Below are 16,182 nucleotides of genomic sequence, written 5' to 3' on the forward strand. Positions count from 1 at the left end.
TAAGTTGAATAGTAAAGTGTCACAATAGTGGCTCTTATATTATTTGAAACACTTTTTCCATTAAGGGTAGTATACGGGATAAATTAGATTGTTTGTGATATGATTTAAAATAAAAACATACACTCTAGTGATGTATATTTTTAACACTTTAGGGGATGGAGAAATGAAATTTGAGATGCAAAAAGCGAATATGTTGGCTGAAGATATAAATGATTTTGTTAAGTTAGTACATAATAGTTATGAAAATAGTAAATACACGTCTACTAATAATAAAGACAAAATATATCAAATAAAACTACTAATTGAAGAATTTAGATTTCAAGTATTGGCAGATGAACTATTCAGAATTAATCGGTTTGCGTGGGATGGAAAATATACATATTTATTGATTGAGAACTTTATAAAAGGAATAAGCATTATTGATGAATACGTGGAAAATAACTATAATGAACTTTATATTTTCACAGCAAAACTCTACACTTTAAAAAATGCAATCATTTCATTTAATAATAAGTAATAAAATGTGTCAAGATTATTCCAATAAAAATTAAAAATGCTATTTCCTCTAAGAAAGGTAATAGCATTTAAGATTGAAGTTTGTTAAAGTTTTTTAAACCTAATTGGACTTACCATTAAGAAAGCAAGAATTAAAGTAATCCATGCATTACTATAAAAAAACATTCCCATACCAGCTAAAGGTAAACCAGCAGCAGGAATAGGTAAACCCTTAAAATAACCTATGGTAGGTTTAGCACTAAATTTTGCTAATCTTAATGCCCCCATCGTAGGAAAAAGGATAAATGCAAGTGATGTTAAGATTGATGGTGCCGAAATGGAATGAAATAAAAGCGCAGGGGCAACGCCGAAACTAACAATATCCGCTAAAGAATCTAGCTCTACACCAAATTCACTATTCACTTTTAGTTTCCTAGCCACTCTTCCGTCAAGAAGATCAAAAATAGCAGCGATGAAAATAAAAATTGAGGATAACATGATTAAACCACTCATATTAAGCGTGATCGATAGAACACCACATACTAAATTTCCGATTGTAAGTAAATTGGGTATAGATTTTACGACCTGACTAAACAAAGTATCCCCCCTGACATAAAAACCTTTCAATAGTATTTTCTAACTTTTTACACTTTATTCTTAAATCATACATAGTTATTTATTAAGTTTGTAAAATTAAAAAAGGGGAAAAATACCAAATACCGAATAATAAATACATAGGATCAAGTTAAAATAAGATTAAAGATTTTAGGAGGCATTAAATGAAGGCATTATCCGTTTCACTTGAACTATTTCTAGAAGTGATTAGAATAATAGCGATTTTCGGGTTACTAGGTGCTTTATTTTCAACTGTTGTATCAAAAACATATAATGAAATTGGTGTAAATCTTACTCATACTGGATGGTGGTGTTATTTTGGTATACTTGTTTTAATTTTTGTCATCTATCGAAATAAATTACAATTCAGTGGATGGTATAATGGAAAAGGAAGGGAGAAATTAACTAAAATAGTCACAAAACTGTTAATTTCTTGCTCAATCATTATGATATTAATACCTGGCATAAATGAAGTAATTCATAGGTTGTAAAAAAGTTAATATAGCAGTTACTTAGAAAACAACAAGATCGACGATTAGTCGATTTTTATTTTGTCTATACAATTGAATCTAGGAGTGATTGAATTGACACTATTTGGCTATCTATTTTGGGGATTTTTTGTTGTTGCCATTGCATTTGGTTTTTTTATGCAAAAAAAATTTGGAACAAAAGCACCTGATAAAACGGAAAGTCAAAAATTGCATGAAGAAATTACGAGACAGACACATAACAATGATCGACCAAGATTTTAAATCATGGGTGCGGTTGAATTAATTGAAAAATAATTGTACTAATTTCCAAATGACGTAGAAGCTTGAAAAAGTTAATATAAAAGAAAAAGTAGTACTTTACCAAGAAAGGAAAATACCATGAAAAAGATTGATGAATACTTTGAAACAGCAATGGAAGCTTGGAGTATGATGCAAAAAACGACTGATGATGAAGGAGCAGAATGGGCAGAACGATTCGAACGCTACTTCTATGAATTTATTGATGAAGTGAAGAAATGGTGGGAAACGCTTGATCCAAAACCTACAAATATAGAAGATGCTGAGGAGTTACCTGAAGTTAAAAAGTGGATGGAGCAAATTCCAGGTCCAGTACAATTAAATTTCCTAACTGAATTAGAGGATATAGTTGATGGTATTGAGACAGTACGGTTGGATTTTAATGAATAATTAAACGAATGTTAAGAGGAATACATATGTCTAAAAAAAAGATCCAGATAATAGATTTAATGTAACTTATTAAGAAGGTAAAATGACGTCTGGCGTAAAAATAATAGAAGATAAAGAGACAGAAATACATTATTTATTTAGTTGGCATGGCTATGCTGGAGGACTTACTCCATTTTTGGATAAGGACGGGAAACCAGTCATAAAAGAAAAGAATGAAAAGGAATAGGAGCTGATTAGGATTCAGCTCTATTTCGTTTTAAACATGTACATATTAGTTTATAGACCAACGTTTACAAAGAAATTTAACGTATTAAAATTTGATTTCAAAAAGTCACATCAAAAGGATGATGTGACTCTTTTTGTTATTCAATATGCAATCCAGCAAATATTACCCTTAATCCATATAGAAATTGTTCTTCAAAATCAAAACTATAATGATACTGTTCACCAAAAAATGATGTAAATGCAGTTACTTCCTCTGGAGTGTATGTAAACTGTTTTGCACGATGTTCATCTGCTATAAATGACAAAACATAATTGTTAAAAAGGTTACCAGCAATTAAACAGTTTTTATCAGATACACCATATTTAGTCAAATTTTCTAAAGTGAATTTGACTGCTTTTAATCTACTCGGTGTAGTTGGCATTGATTGCGCAAAAACTTCTACTGCATCTCGTGTCTTTAATAAAACTCTACGTACTTCAAATGCAAGAGCTGTTAAAGCTTCTTTTGCATCATCTAATTCTTCAGGAAGGACAATTTCATTATTTAGGTGCTCAGCAATTAAATCATATAAAGCCTGTTTATCTTTAATATGCCAATATAGGGACGCGGCTTTGATCTCAAGTTCCTTTGCCAAAGTGCGCATCGATAAATTACTTATTCCGTCACGATTCAAAATATCAAGTGATGCTTTTACAATTGCTTCTTTTGTTATCGCCATAAATTCTCTCCAAAAATTTAATAATTGTCATTGACTCTAACAGTGTTAGATGTTAATCTAACGATGTTAGATAACTAACGTTGTTAGACGTATTTGTTCTCTTATTGTACTAGAAATAGTAACTACTTTAAAGCTCAAACAAATTACCTATTTGCTAAATCAAATAAATTTAAATAATAAGATCTGTGAACAATGATTGATAACATTAAAAAGAGATAGGGTGGATATGATGATGAAAAATATGCGCAAGAAAAAAGATGTTGGTATTTATGGCTTTACAGCAAAATGGTATGATAAAAATTCTCGAAAAAGTCGTCTAGCACAAATGCAAGAATATGCAACCGAAATTAAATCGTTAGTTCATGAAGGTGCTAGGATTTTAGAAGTAGCTCCTGGACCAGGATATCTATCTATTGAGCTTGCAAAAATGGGTTTTGATGTAACAGGAGTAGAGTTAAGTCCAGATTTTGTTAACATTGAAAAAAATAATGCAAAGGAAGCAAATGTTTTAGTAGATTTTAAAGAAGGTAATGCATCAAATCTACCATGTGAAGATAACACATTTGATTTTATTGTTTGCAGTGCAGCATTTAAGAATTTTATGGATCCATTAAAGGCACTTAAAGAAATGTACAGGGTATTAAAGCCAGGTGGTACGTCACTTATAATTGATATGAATTTTAACGCAACTGCTCAAGATATTGAAGGTGAAATTAGAAAAACTGGAATGAAGGGGTTTGATAAGTATTTTGTAAAATTTGCATTTAAAACTTTCTTGAAAAAAGGTGCGTATACAAAAGAAAATTTTGAGATGTTTTTAAATGAAACTGAATTTAAGAATTATCACATTAAGCAAGAGGATATTAGCTTATATGTATATCTTTCTAAATGATCAGGTTTATTTACCCATTTAAATTCTAGATTGATATAATAAACAGATAGTATCTTAGAAAGTTGGAATCGGTTTGAGAAAATATCTTCTTTATATTTTGTATTTTAAGCTTACATGGGATCTCATTCATTTAGTATATAAGGCTTGGGGAGAGAATAAAACGCAAACTCTAGGTTTTGATACTATTTCAATCTTCATCGATTTATTTATTATTTTGATTTTATTAAAAACAAAAAAGTCTAGAAAAAGCTTAACAAAATTTAAGCATTTCCATAACGAGGCTTTAAATTGTGATGACAGAAAAGAATATGAAAAAGCTCTCCAAATAAGAGAAGAAGCTCTGAATTTGCACTCACTATCTGATTTACAACGTGCAGAATTATATGTTGGTAATGGTGGAACATATTCTTATTTAAAAGATTATGAAAATGCTACCAACAGTTTCGATAAAGCTTTTGAGCTAGTTAAACTAGAAAAAATACCTTACGATGAGCAATATAAAGTAATGATTGATTGCTACGTAAAAGCAAATCGAAAAGAAGATGCAATAAAATTAGTAGAAGAATTGTTAGAAAGACAATCTTACAATAAAAAATTCAAAAGGTTGCAGCCTATAATGGATCAATTATTAACTTAATTTTACTAGTAGAATTCCATTTTAATAGAGAAAATTATAAAAAGTCGATTCCTTAGGTGGAAATCGACTTTTTTAATATTACTTATCATTTATTATTCATAAAATTTTGTTTCTCTAAATATTCTAGAACTGTTTGAGAATATTCATGATGAGATTCTTGTGTATACTTTGCAATCGTATAAATTTGTGCTAAGTTCTTTAATCCTAGTCGTTCTGTCATTTCTTTAAGCTTTGGAACGTCCATGTAACGTTGCCAGCCTTTTTCATTTCTTTCTTTATAGATTTCAAGAATATCTTCATCTGAATAATCATTATATTGTTCATAATGTACTAGACCTTGTCTTGGAAGGCGGTCACGTAAAGCTGGATTTTCTTTAGGATAGCCTAATGAATATCCTACAACTGGTACTACATTTGGTGGTAAGTTAAGTATTTCTCCAATTTGATTGCAATTTGCAAGTGTAGAGCCCATATAACATAAACCAAGACCAGCATTCTCTGCTGCTAATGCACAGTTTTGAGATGCCAATGTAGCATCAATGGCACCAATCATAAAGCTCATGAAATTATCAAAATGTACAGGTGCATCATTAAGCGTAAGCCATTTTCTCATTCGATTAAAATCCACACAAAAAGTTAAAAGTATAGGTGCATCAATAACCATTGATTGCTCCATATGAGCAGAATATAATTTCTTTCTAATTTCCTTGTCTTTTGTAACAATAATCGAATAAGATTGCATATTGCCACTTGAAGACGCACGAATTCCTGCATCTAATATTTGATCTAACAGTTCTTGGCTTACTTCCTTATCTTCATATTCTCGTATTGATCTGTGCCCATGTAGTACATCGGTAAATTCCAAAGCTTTCACTCCTCATATTAAAAAGATTTCATTAGAAATAATAAAAATATACAAAGTTTCGACAAATAATATGAATTTGTAATTATTTCTGAATAATCAAATTATAAAGTAAACATATCATAAAAAAACGCTACCGTACATAAATTTGTGCTTTTTAAAAATTTTTAGTAAAAATTACTCAGTTTAACATTTTTTTAGAATAGTAGAGGTTTGGGACAATGTCTAAATATGTCAAAAAATATTGCTAAGTAGATTAAGGGTTAATAGAATGATTTATTAAATTAATGAGTAAATTGATTAATTAAAATATAAACGATATGACTTTAGAAAAATTGGTAGAAACTAGTAATAGATGTGCCTATATGATTAGGAAGCTAAGGAAATAAATTGAATATAAAAAAGAAAGTAAGCTCAGCATACTATTTTATACTGAACTTATTTTCTCAACTTTTTTATCAATCAAGTTTTTTATTCTAACTTTAAATTCTTAAATTCAATTCGATATAAATCACGACGTCGATCACGTAATTGACGGACTGATCCCGTATTTCGTGAACGTCTTAATTTTTCAAGGTCAACATCTCCGACTACGACAGTATCAACATTTGCATCACATTCACCAACAATGCCATCTCTTGCGAAGCCAAAATCAGAAGGGGAGAAAATACCAGATTGTGCATATTGAATGTCCATGTTCTGTACATGTGTTAAGTTCCCAACTGTTCCTGCGATACAAGTATATACTTGGTTCTCAATCGCTCTTGCTTGAGCACAATATCGAACACGGAGATAACCTTGGCGATCATCGGTACAAAATGGAACGAAAATGATATTTGCACCTTGATCGACTGCAATACGAGCAAGTTCTGGAAACTCGATATCGTAGCATATTTGGATAGCGATTTTTCCACAATCGGTATCAAAAACATGGATTTCGTTTCCTTCTGAAATTCCCCACCATTTTCGCTCATTAGGAGTTGCATGAATTTTTAATTGCTTTTCAATCGTACCATCACGTCTAAATAGATAAGCAACATTGTAGATATTACCGTCTTCTTCAACGAAGTGAGATCCCCCAACAATATTGACATTGTAGCGTACAGCAAGTTCTGTAAACAGTTCGATATATTGCTCAGTATAAGTTGCAAGCCTACGAACAGCCTGATCAGGACGTTTTTCTTCCAGAAAAGACATCAATTGTGTTGTAAACAACTCTGGGAAAACAGCAAAATCTGAACCGAAGTCGGCGGCGACATCAACATAATACTCGATTTGCTTCGTAAAATCAGAGAATGAATCGATTTTTTTCATCATGTATTGTATTGCGCAAATTCTAACCGGAAATGAAGCACGATAAACACGTTTAGATTTTGGAAGATAGTCAATATTACTCCATTCCATCAAAGTGGCAAATGAATCTGATGCTTTATCATCCGGTAGGTAACGAGTATTAATACGTTTAATAGTAAAACCTTCCATTAATTGAAATGATAAAACGGGGTCATATATACTGTGTTTTTCTACTGCAGCTACATACTCACGTGGTGACATTTCATCTCTATGTTTATGATAATTTGGGATTCGACCACCAATGATAATGCTTTGAAGATTTAATTGTCGAGCTAATTCCTTTCGCGCTTCGTAAAGACGATGACCAATTTTCATACGACGGTATTCTGGATCAACCATAACTTCAATACCATACAAATTAAATCCATTCGGATCATGATTTGTAATATAACCATTATCAGTTATGACATTCCAAGTGTGCTGATCGTCATATTCGTCGAAGTCAACCATTAAACTTGAACAAGAACCAATAATTTTATCTTCATATTCTACACAAAACTGGCCTTCTGGAAAAATGCGAATATGACTTTCTAATTGTTCACGTTTCCATCCTTCCATACCAGGAAAACAACGATTTGATAACTTCATAATTTCACTTATATCTTCCATACGTATATTTCGAACTTCAATTTTCTTCTCATATTTTGACATATCTGTCTCTGACATAATCTCACGTCCTAAATATAAATGTCTCGATGCTAAGGGGCCATATGGTCTATAGCATTTCGATTCTCACAGTTAGGATACCCACAATTTACCTTTTCAATATGATCTTAAAAAGAGAAGAGGTTTTATTTTTAAATACAACTGATTTAATGTTAGGGGTTCATGAGGAAGTAAAAGAGCAAAAATGTGAAAAATTGTTACTCATAAGGGGTCATGAGGAAGTAAAACAGCAAAAATGTGAAAAATAGTTACTCATGAGAGGTTCATGAGTAAATAAAACAGCATGAATCTGGAATATAGTTACTCATAAGAGGTTCATGAGGAAGTAAAACAGCAAAAATGTGAAAAATAGTTACTCATGAGAGGTTCATGAGTAAATAAAACAGCATGAATCTGGAATATAGTTACTCATAAGAGGTTCATGAGGAAGTAAAACAGCAAAAATGTGAAAAATAGTTACTCATGAGAGGTTCATGAGGAAGTAAAACAGCAAAAATCTAGAATATAGTTACTCATGAGAGGTTCATGAGGAAGTAAAACAGCAAAAATCTAGAATATAGTTACTCATGAGAGCTTCATGAGGAAGTAAAACAGCAAAAATCTAGAATATAGTTACTCATGAGAGGTTCATGAGGAAGTAAAACAGCAAAAATGTGAAAAATAGTTACTCATGAGAGGTTCATGAGTAAATAAAACAGCATGAATCTGGGATATAGTTACTCATAAGAGGTTCATGAGGAAGTAAAACAGCAAAAATCTGAAAATATCTAACCCATAAAAAGTTCATACGTAAATAATAAAAATCAATAATATTATTATGTAAACTAAATAACCTACATTAACTTCATTTCACTATTTAACTAATCGTAGGACATTGACTACATACAAAAAATGCTTTAAAATTATCTTTAATTCAAGATAGTTGAAAGGGGTTGATATGAATTGAATCAAAATGAAATTTCAACTAATTCGCTCCAGTTATATTCTGAAATTTGTAAAGCAAATCGATTTTTGACTGATGCTTCTATTAATAATATTAAATGTTTTGGTTTGAATTTAACTGAGTTTGCAGTCTTAGAATTGCTTTATCATAAAGGAGATCAGCCAATTCAACAAATTGGAAAAAGGATATTAATCTCAAGTGGAAATATGACGTATGTTTTAGATAAATTAGAGGCAAGACGATATATTAAACGGATTCATTGTCCAAAAGATCGACGAGTCATTTATGCTGCTTTGACTGAAGAGGGGAGAAGTGTAATTAGTTGCATTTTTCCAGCTCATAGTGAAATGATTCATAACTTATTTTCTCAATTAAATTCAGTGGAAAAAGATATGTTAATCTATTTATTAAAAAAGATCGGATTAAGCAACAATCAACCTCAATGTTGAGATAAATTAATTCGAACTAAATTGGATTAAAAGCTGTCGGTTGACGGCTTTTTTTTTAGAGTGGAAATAATATTAATAGACTAATTGTAAGAAGAGGGATAAATAGATGGAAGTAAAGTTTGAAGGGAAATCAATTATTATTACAGGTGGTGCGAATGGAATTGGAGAGGGTATTGCACTTGCATTTGGAAAATTAGGTGCAATTGTTTTTATAGCTGATGTGAATGAACAAAAAGGTAATAGAGTTGTACAGAAAATTGAAGAAAATGGAGGCAGAGCAATATTCCTTAAGACTGATGTTAGTAAAGAGGAAGACATCATAAATCTTATTCGCAATGTCATTGATAAAATTGGTAAACTTGATATTTTAGTTAATAATGCAGGAATTTCCTCTTTTAAGCCATTTTTAAGTTTAACAACAGATGAATGGGATCATGTAATGAATACTAATTTGAGAAGCGTTTTTATTTCATCAAGAGAAGCTGTTAAAGTGATGAAAAATGGTGGAAGAATAATAAATATGGCATCAACGAGAGCGATTATGTCGGAACCAAATTCAGAAGCTTATGCAGCATCAAAGGGTGGAATTGTATCAATTACCCATTCATTAGCAGCATCGCTTCAGCCAAATGGTATAACAGTAAACTGTATTAGTCCAGGATGGATTCAAGTTGATCAGAATGAAGAATTAAAAGAAACTGATCATCTTCAACATTGGTCGAATCGAGTAGGCAAGCCTGAAGATATTGCTAAAGCTTGTATTTATTTAGCTGATCCAGAAAATAACTTTATCAATGGTCAAAATATCATCATTGATGGTGGCATGACTAGAAAGATGATCTATGAAGAGTAGAAAAGCAAGGAAATTAAATTTCCTTGCTTTTTTTATTCGTTACTTATTCGTTTTACCTTACTTTCTTGTATCCTTGTTCTAAAAATATATCTTAATAAATATGGTACAACAATAAATATGAATAGTGTTCTAAATAGTTGATAACACATAATGACAGTTATGTCTGCGTCTACTTCTTTTGCAATTAATGCCATTTGATCCATTCCACCAGGGGCTAAACTTAGTAAGGCACTAATATGATCAATCGTGTGAATATGTGTTAAAAATATACTAGATAAAAGCGAAAATGTTAATAAAACGACTCCACTTAAGACTGAAACTAAAACTATTTTTAATTTGTTAGTTAAGTTTTCTGGTTTCAATAATAAGCCGATATAACTTCCCATCATTAGCTGAGAGCAATCTAAAATCACAGATGGTAATGCAGGTCCATGTAATCCAGATAAATTAAGGATAATGGTAGCGATCATTGGTCCTAATAGCAATGCAGTAGGAAAATTTATTTTCTTACCTAAAACTCCAAGTAGTGTACAGAAAATAGCAAAAATAATGATGTTTGGAAATAAGCCATGCCAGCTTGCTGATGAGTGGTGAATGGCTTCTGAGATCGAACTTTTATGTACATTAAAAAATGGACTGAAGATTAATAATGGAACCATAAAAATAATCATCATAAGCCTGGAAATTTGTAAGAAAGTGACAATTGTAAAGTCAATATCTTTAATCTCTTCTGCAAGAGTAATCATTTGACTTAGACCACCAGGAATACTACCTAATAAAACTGTTGGAAAATGTATTTTAAATACTTTAGAGATTACGATCGAAATGATTATTGTAAAAAGGATGAGTAGAAAGGTCATCAATATCATAGAAGATAATTGATGTCCGATTTGAATAAACGTAGAAGATGTAAATGATAGCCCAATTGTGTAGCCGATTATGATCATGGCTGTATCTCGAATTTTACTTGGCCAATGCAATTTTATCCCTTTAAATTTAGAAAGTATAAGTACAAAAAACATTGGTCCAAGTAGCCATGGGATTGGTAGTTTAATCAATTGAAATAAAAATCCACCAATAATTGCAATAATGAAAGTAAATAAAAGTTGAATCCATTTGTTATCGTTGTATTTTATTACCATCGTTTCACTTCTTTTCAAATTATAAAATTTTAATGTATAGATCATGTTTACATTTATTCATCGCGCTTGTTATGTTAATATCATTATTGACATTAAGTTTATGGTATGCAAGGATTTTGCTCGGTTAGTTTTTAGAATATTTAACAGGATAGCGAAACTAATCAGCGGATATATTAAAGATAGTAAATAGTTTACAATTTTTAATTTGAAAACCCTTGCAAATTTTAATTAGAAAGGACTAATTGAATTGGCTAAACAACAAATAGGCGTAATTGGTTTAGCAGTAATGGGAAAAAACCTAGCTTTAAATATTGAAAGTAGAGGTTTCTCAATTTCTGTTTATAACCGATCAGTAGAAAAAACAGAAGAATTTTTAAAAGAAGCAGAAGGTAAAAATGTAGTTGGAACATTTTCAATTGAAGAATTTGTAAATTCTCTTGAAACACCTAGAAAGATACTAATAATGGTAAAAGCAGGTGGCCCAACTGATTCAACAATTGAAATGCTATTACCTCATCTTGATCAGGGTGATATTTTAATTGATGGTGGAAATACATACTATAAAGACACTCAAAGACGAAATAAAATGTTATCTGATAGCGGAATTCATTTTATTGGAACAGGTGTTTCAGGTGGAGAAGAGGGAGCTTTAAAAGGACCTTCAATTATGCCTGGTGGACAAAAAGAAGCATTTGAACTAGTAAAACCTATTTTTGAAGCGATTGCTGCAAAAGTTAATAATGAACCTTGTACAACATATATTGGACCAGATGGTGCTGGTCATTACGTAAAAATGGTTCATAATGGAATTGAATATGGTGATATGCAATTAATCTCAGAAGCTTACTTTTTATTAAAAAATGTACTTGGCTTAACTGCAGACGAATTACACCATGTATTTAGTGATTGGAATAAGGGTGAACTTGATAGCTATTTAATTGAAATTACAGCGGATATCTTTACTAAAACAGACGAAGAAACAGGTAAACCACTTGTAGATGTTATTTTAGATAAAGCAGGACAAAAAGGTACTGGAAAATGGACTAGTCAAAGCACACTAGATTTAGGCGTTCCTACTTCTATTATTACTGAGTCTGTATTTGCACGTTTTATTTCTGCAATGAAGGATGAAAGAGTAAGAGCAAGTAAATTATTATCAGGTCCATCAACTAGTACATATAATGGTGATAAAGAGCAACTGATTGAAGACGTGCGTAAAGCTCTATATATGAGTAAAATTTGTTCATATGCTCAAGGATTTGCTCAATTAAGAGCTGCATCTGATGAATATAACTGGGATTTACAATATGGTGATATTGCAATGATTTTCAGAGGTGGATGTATTATTCGAGCGGCTTTCTTACAAAAAATTAAAGAAGCTTACGATTTAGATGCTAATCTTTCGAACCTTTTACTTGATCCATATTTCAAAGAAATCGTAGAAAGTTATCAAGGTGCTTTACGAAAAATTAGTGTAGTAGCGATTGAAGCTGGTGTACCAATTCCATGTTTCTCTGCTGCTTTAGCTTATTTTGATAGCTATCGTACAGAAACACTTCCTGCAAATTTAATTCAAGCACAAAGAGACTATTTTGGTGCACATACTTATGAACGAATTGATAAAGAAGGTAAGTTCCATACTCAGTGGACATAATTTTTAAATTTGTTTTTAAAAATATAAAAAAGTTACCCCCTCGATATTTTGAGGAGGTAACTTTTTATTTATATAAATCGTTCTTAATTTTCATTTAATCGATCAGTAACAGGCCACCATTTATGACCATCAACTGTCAATAAAGTATCAGCTTCGTTTGGACCCATTGAACCAGATCTATAATTTGTGAGTGGTGCTAAATTATTGTCCCAAGCTTTTGAGATGACATCAACAAAGCTCCAAGAATATTTTACTTCATCCCAATGAGTAAAGTTTGTTCCATCACCTAACATACAATCATAAATTAATCGCTCGTATGCTTCTGGTGTATTAATACAATCAACGCAATTATTATTAAATGTTAATTGAATTGGCTTAGTGTAACCTTCATCTGAACCAGATCTTTTTGCATTTAATTGCAATGTAATTCCTTCATCTGGTTGAATATGTATAATTAATAAATTTGGAGACATAGTCTCTTTTGTATTGTAATAAAGATTCATTGGTATATCTGAGAATTGAACAATAATCTTAGTAGATTTTGTCGCCATTCTTTTTCCTGTTCGAATATAGAATGGTACACCAGCCCATCTAAAATTATCGATAAAAAGTTTGCCCGCTACAAATGTTTCAGTTTGAGACTCAGGTGCTACATTGTTTTCGTTTCTATATGCTGGAACTTCTTCACCATTCATTACACCAGCATCATATTGTCCGCGAACAAAGTAATCTTTTACTTCATTTTCATCAATTTTACGAAGAGCTTTAAATACTTTAACTTTTTCACTACGAATTTCTTCAGTTGTTAATTTGATCGGAGGCTCCATAGCAAGTAGTGCCGCCATTTGAAGCATATGATTCTGAACCATATCTTTTAAAGCTCCCGAATTCTCATAGTATTTTCCACGGTCTTCAACACCAAGAATTTCACTAGAAGTAATTTGGATATTTGAAATAAATCGATTATTCCATAGTGGTTCAAACATTGCATTTGCAAAACGGATTACTTCAATATTTTGAACCATTTCTTTACCTAAGTAATGATCGATACGGTAGATTTGATTTTCTGAAAATGCTTCACGAATTTCATCATTCAATTCAATTGCACTCGGTAAATCATGTCCAAAAGGTTTTTCGATGACAATTCGACTCCAACCTTCTGTATCAGCCAATCCATTTTGTTTTAACTGTTTAGCAATTGTTCCGAAAAATTCAGGTGCCATTGCAAGGAAGAAAACACGGTTACCAGGAATTAAATAATGATTATCCAAGTTTGTTAATAAATTTCCTAATTCTATATATGAAGACGGTTCTAATACTTCAAATTGATGGTAATAAAAATGAGATAAGAAGCTTTCAATCTCAGTCTCAGTTGAAGCAATAGATTGAATTGATTTTTTTACAGTTTCACGAAACTCATCATTTGACCAAGGTCTTCTACCTACACCGACAACTGCAAAACCTTCATCAATTTTTTGACTTAAAAATAATCTATATATTGAAATAAAAAGCTTTCTTTTTGCTAGGTCTCCTGTTGCTCCGAAAATAACAATAACTGCTTTTGGGTTTACTTTAGTTTTCAATTAATTTACCTCACTTCTTAAACATAAATTACTAACTTATTTTAGTAATAATCAAGGTTGATTATACAAAATATGTAATATCGCTTTCAAAAAAATTTGAAAGCATTTTCATTAATTATTAAAAAATAAATTAAATTTCCAAATTATTCATCTTATATCATAAACAAAACGAACAGATTCGTAAATAAGAGTCTTGATAATATTTAACTTTTTTCTCTTTATTCCTTGTAAACAAAGGGGTTTTAAATGATTTGGATAATGCAAGTTTTTTCTTAATTTAAATAGTTATATGTAATTATTTGGTTAAAAATTAAAAAATAATTAAAAAAAAGTAAGAGGAATTTGTCAAAATCTCAGTTTTTTAGTAGAATTGTAATGTACCTTAATAGACATTTGGAAAATAAAGTAAAATTGAAATCGTAATGATTTCTGTTATACTGTTTTTTATAACCTTTTTTGATTGTAAATTCAGAATATAATCAAAAAGTAAATTATGGAAATGATGGGTAATTTATGAGAGTTCCATCGATATCTTAATAAGCCAAGTAGTGCTTAAACCATTTAAAAAAAATTTAAATGGTTTTGTTATTTTTAGTAAATTAAAAAACTTGGCAAAATTCTACTACAAGGGGGACTTTTATTATGAAAAAAATTGGCTTAGCTTGGCAAATATTAATTGGTCTTGTTATCGGGATCATTGTAGGCGCAATTTTTTATGGAAATCCAAAGGTTGCTGACTATTTACAACCAATTGGAGACATCTTTTTACGTCTGATTAAAATGATTGTAATACCAATCGTTGTTTCAAGTATTATTGTGGGTGTTGCTAGTGTTGGTGACACAAAAAAACTTGGCCGTTTAGGCGGAAAAACGATTCTGTACTTTGAGATTATTACAACAGTTGCAATTTTAATCGGATTACTAGTAGCGAATATCGTTAAACCAGGCGCTGGTGTAGATATGAGTATTCTTCACAAAACTGATATAAATACTTATGTTGAAACAGCAAAAGAAGTGAAAAGTCATGGCTTTGCAGATACATTTGTAAATATCGTACCGCCAAATATTTTTTCAGCTTTTGTTGAAGGAAACATGTTAGCAATTATCTTTTTCTCAGTACTGTTTGGTCTTGGGATCACAGCGGTAGGAGAAAGAGGAAAGCCAGTATTAGCATTTTTCCAAGGAACAGCTGATACAATGTTTTACATTACAAATCAAATTATGAAATTTGCTCCATTTGGTGTTTTTGCATTAATCGGTGTTACAGTATCAAAGTTTGGATTAGAATCTTTAATTCCATTAGGAAAATTAGTCATAACTGTTTATATTACAATGGCATTCTTTATCGTAGTAGTATTAGGCTTAGTAGCTAAAATGGTAGGAGTTAATATATTTAAGTTCATTAAATTAATTAAAGATGAACTGATCTTAGCATATTCTACTGCTAGTTCTGAAACAGTTTTACCTAGAATTATGGAAAAAGTAGAAAAATTCGGAGTACCAAGATCAATTTCTTCGTTCGTTATTCCGACTGGTTATTCATTCAATCTTGATGGATCAACTTTATATCAGGCATTAGCAGCAATTTTCATCGCCCAAATGTATGGTATTCATTTATCAATCACTGATCAAATTTCACTTATGTTAGTTCTAATGGTCACTTCAAAAGGGATCGCAGGTGTACCAGGCGTATCGTTTGTTGTATTATTAGCAACATTAGGTACAGCTGGAATTCCAGTTGAAGGTTTAGCATTTATTGCAGGTATTGACCGTATTCTAGATATGGCTAGAACTGCAGTAAACGTAGTAGGTAACTCTTTAGCAGCAGTAGTAATTGCTAAATGGGAACGCGCATTTAAACCAGAAGTGGTGAAGAATGATAATAACGTTGCTATGTAACGTATAATATAGGAAAG

At 31.1% G+C, this 16,182-nt stretch carries 17 protein-coding genes; 11 read left to right on the plus strand and 6 right to left on the minus strand.

Annotation, left to right across the window (positions count from 1 at the left end):
• Positions 1-163: 163 nt before the first annotated feature.
• On the plus strand, positions 164-517 hold the full coding sequence (locus BM319_RS02345) for a hypothetical protein (RefSeq protein ID WP_069032135.1): 354 nt from the start codon (positions 164-166) through the stop codon (positions 515-517).
• Between the two features lie 83 nt (positions 518-600).
• Here BM319_RS02345 and pssA read toward each other — a convergent pair whose 3' ends face one another.
• A complete protein-coding gene (gene pssA / locus BM319_RS02350) occupies positions 601-1,092 on the minus strand; it encodes a CDP-diacylglycerol--serine O-phosphatidyltransferase (RefSeq protein ID WP_069032136.1) in 492 nt (163 codons plus the stop codon).
• 182 nt (positions 1,093-1,274) lie between these two features.
• Here pssA and BM319_RS02355 point away from each other — a divergent pair, with 182 nt between their 5' ends.
• From BM319_RS02355 to BM319_RS24515, 4 genes are all read left to right on the plus strand, one after another.
• Complete coding sequence (locus tag BM319_RS02355) at positions 1,275-1,601, plus strand: hypothetical protein (protein ID WP_091021194.1); 327 nt, start codon at positions 1,275-1,277, stop codon at positions 1,599-1,601.
• A gap of 93 nt (positions 1,602-1,694) precedes the next feature.
• Positions 1,695-1,862: a hypothetical protein gene (locus tag BM319_RS24510; RefSeq protein ID WP_175403431.1), complete on the plus strand. Its 168-nt coding sequence runs from the start codon at positions 1,695-1,697 to the stop codon at positions 1,860-1,862.
• Positions 1,863-1,979: 117 nt separating this feature from the next.
• Positions 1,980-2,288 (plus strand): hypothetical protein, encoded by a 309-nt coding sequence (locus BM319_RS02360; protein WP_069032138.1) that lies wholly within the window; start codon positions 1,980-1,982, stop codon positions 2,286-2,288.
• 82 nt (positions 2,289-2,370) lie between these two features.
• Complete coding sequence (locus tag BM319_RS24515; RefSeq protein WP_175495535.1) at positions 2,371-2,514, plus strand: DUF6440 family protein; 144 nt, start codon at positions 2,371-2,373, stop codon at positions 2,512-2,514.
• A 136-nt stretch (positions 2,515-2,650) separates the two neighbouring features.
• On the opposite strand, the gene BM319_RS02365 is transcribed toward BM319_RS24515, so the two are convergent.
• Positions 2,651-3,232: a TetR/AcrR family transcriptional regulator C-terminal domain-containing protein gene (locus tag BM319_RS02365; RefSeq protein WP_091021195.1), complete on the minus strand. Its 582-nt coding sequence runs from the start codon at positions 3,230-3,232 to the stop codon at positions 2,651-2,653.
• Between the two features lie 232 nt (positions 3,233-3,464).
• Between BM319_RS02365 and BM319_RS02370 the strand changes: the two genes are divergently transcribed.
• Both BM319_RS02370 and BM319_RS02375 read left to right on the plus strand, forming a co-directional pair.
• Complete coding sequence (locus BM319_RS02370; protein ID WP_286143661.1) at positions 3,465-4,124, plus strand: class I SAM-dependent methyltransferase; 660 nt, start codon at positions 3,465-3,467, stop codon at positions 4,122-4,124.
• Between the two features lie 73 nt (positions 4,125-4,197).
• Positions 4,198-4,761: a tetratricopeptide repeat protein gene (locus tag BM319_RS02375; protein ID WP_084006714.1), complete on the plus strand. Its 564-nt coding sequence runs from the start codon at positions 4,198-4,200 to the stop codon at positions 4,759-4,761.
• 85 nt (positions 4,762-4,846) lie between these two features.
• Here BM319_RS02375 and BM319_RS02380 read toward each other — a convergent pair whose 3' ends face one another.
• Both BM319_RS02380 and BM319_RS02385 read right to left on the minus strand, forming a co-directional pair.
• A complete protein-coding gene (locus tag BM319_RS02380) occupies positions 4,847-5,626 on the minus strand; it encodes a nitroreductase family protein (RefSeq protein ID WP_069032141.1) in 780 nt (259 codons plus the stop codon).
• Positions 5,627-6,094: 468 nt separating this feature from the next.
• Positions 6,095-7,642, minus strand: a complete 1,548-nt coding sequence (locus BM319_RS02385; protein WP_069032142.1) for a bifunctional GNAT family N-acetyltransferase/carbon-nitrogen hydrolase family protein — start codon at positions 7,640-7,642, stop codon at positions 6,095-6,097.
• Positions 7,643-8,584: 942 nt separating this feature from the next.
• Between BM319_RS02385 and BM319_RS02395 the strand changes: the two genes are divergently transcribed.
• Positions 8,585-9,034: a MarR family winged helix-turn-helix transcriptional regulator gene (locus tag BM319_RS02395; protein WP_091021198.1), complete on the plus strand. Its 450-nt coding sequence runs from the start codon at positions 8,585-8,587 to the stop codon at positions 9,032-9,034.
• Positions 9,035-9,140: 106 nt separating this feature from the next.
• Positions 9,141-9,887, plus strand: a complete 747-nt coding sequence (locus BM319_RS02400; protein ID WP_091021199.1) for an SDR family NAD(P)-dependent oxidoreductase — start codon at positions 9,141-9,143, stop codon at positions 9,885-9,887.
• Positions 9,888-9,919: 32 nt separating this feature from the next.
• Here BM319_RS02400 and BM319_RS02405 read toward each other — a convergent pair whose 3' ends face one another.
• On the minus strand, positions 9,920-11,029 hold the full coding sequence (locus BM319_RS02405) for an AbrB family transcriptional regulator (RefSeq protein ID WP_091021200.1): 1,110 nt from the start codon (positions 11,027-11,029) through the stop codon (positions 9,920-9,922).
• Positions 11,030-11,276: 247 nt separating this feature from the next.
• Between BM319_RS02405 and gnd the strand changes: the two genes are divergently transcribed.
• On the plus strand, positions 11,277-12,683 hold the full coding sequence (gene gnd / locus BM319_RS02410; protein ID WP_069032146.1) for an NADP-dependent phosphogluconate dehydrogenase: 1,407 nt from the start codon (positions 11,277-11,279) through the stop codon (positions 12,681-12,683).
• An 83-nt stretch (positions 12,684-12,766) separates the two neighbouring features.
• On the opposite strand, the gene zwf is transcribed toward gnd, so the two are convergent.
• Positions 12,767-14,266, minus strand: coding sequence for a glucose-6-phosphate dehydrogenase (zwf, locus tag BM319_RS02415; protein ID WP_091021201.1), 1,500 nt, complete (start codon positions 14,264-14,266; stop codon positions 12,767-12,769).
• 642 nt (positions 14,267-14,908) lie between these two features.
• Here zwf and BM319_RS02420 point away from each other — a divergent pair.
• The gene (locus BM319_RS02420; protein WP_069032148.1) at positions 14,909-16,165 is read left to right on the plus strand and encodes a cation:dicarboxylate symporter family transporter; all 1,257 of its coding nucleotides are present in this window, start codon (positions 14,909-14,911) and stop codon (positions 16,163-16,165) included.
• The last annotated feature ends 17 nt before the right edge of the window (positions 16,166-16,182 follow it).

Origin of the sequence: Bacillus sp. UNCCL81, from assembly GCF_900112535.1 — a bacterium.
GTDB classification, from domain to species: Bacteria; Bacillota; Bacilli; order Bacillales; family Bacillaceae_G; genus Gottfriedia; species Gottfriedia luciferensis_B.

What these genes read in the sequence shown, in the direction of transcription:
- BM319_RS02400 (WP_091021199.1), top strand. Translation starts at nt 9,141, where the DNA reads ATGGAAGTAAAGTTTGAAGGGAAATCAATTATTATTACAGGTGGTGCG.
- BM319_RS02385 (WP_069032142.1), bottom strand. Translation starts at nt 7,642, where the DNA reads ATGTCAGAGACAGATATGTCAAAATATGAGAAGAAAATTGAAGTTCGA.
- BM319_RS02405 (WP_091021200.1), bottom strand. Translation starts at nt 11,029, where the DNA reads ATGGTAATAAAATACAACGATAACAAATGGATTCAACTTTTATTTACT.
- BM319_RS02420 (WP_069032148.1), top strand. Translation starts at nt 14,909, where the DNA reads ATGAAAAAAATTGGCTTAGCTTGGCAAATATTAATTGGTCTTGTTATC.
- BM319_RS02345 (WP_069032135.1), top strand. Translation starts at nt 164, where the DNA reads ATGAAATTTGAGATGCAAAAAGCGAATATGTTGGCTGAAGATATAAAT.
- BM319_RS02365 (WP_091021195.1), bottom strand. Translation starts at nt 3,232, where the DNA reads ATGGCGATAACAAAAGAAGCAATTGTAAAAGCATCACTTGATATTTTG.
- BM319_RS02355 (WP_091021194.1), top strand. Translation starts at nt 1,275, where the DNA reads ATGAAGGCATTATCCGTTTCACTTGAACTATTTCTAGAAGTGATTAGA.
- BM319_RS02360 (WP_069032138.1), top strand. Translation starts at nt 1,980, where the DNA reads ATGAAAAAGATTGATGAATACTTTGAAACAGCAATGGAAGCTTGGAGT.
- BM319_RS24515 (WP_175495535.1), top strand. Translation starts at nt 2,371, where the DNA reads ATGACGTCTGGCGTAAAAATAATAGAAGATAAAGAGACAGAAATACAT.
- BM319_RS02370 (WP_286143661.1), top strand. Translation starts at nt 3,465, where the DNA reads ATGAAAAATATGCGCAAGAAAAAAGATGTTGGTATTTATGGCTTTACA.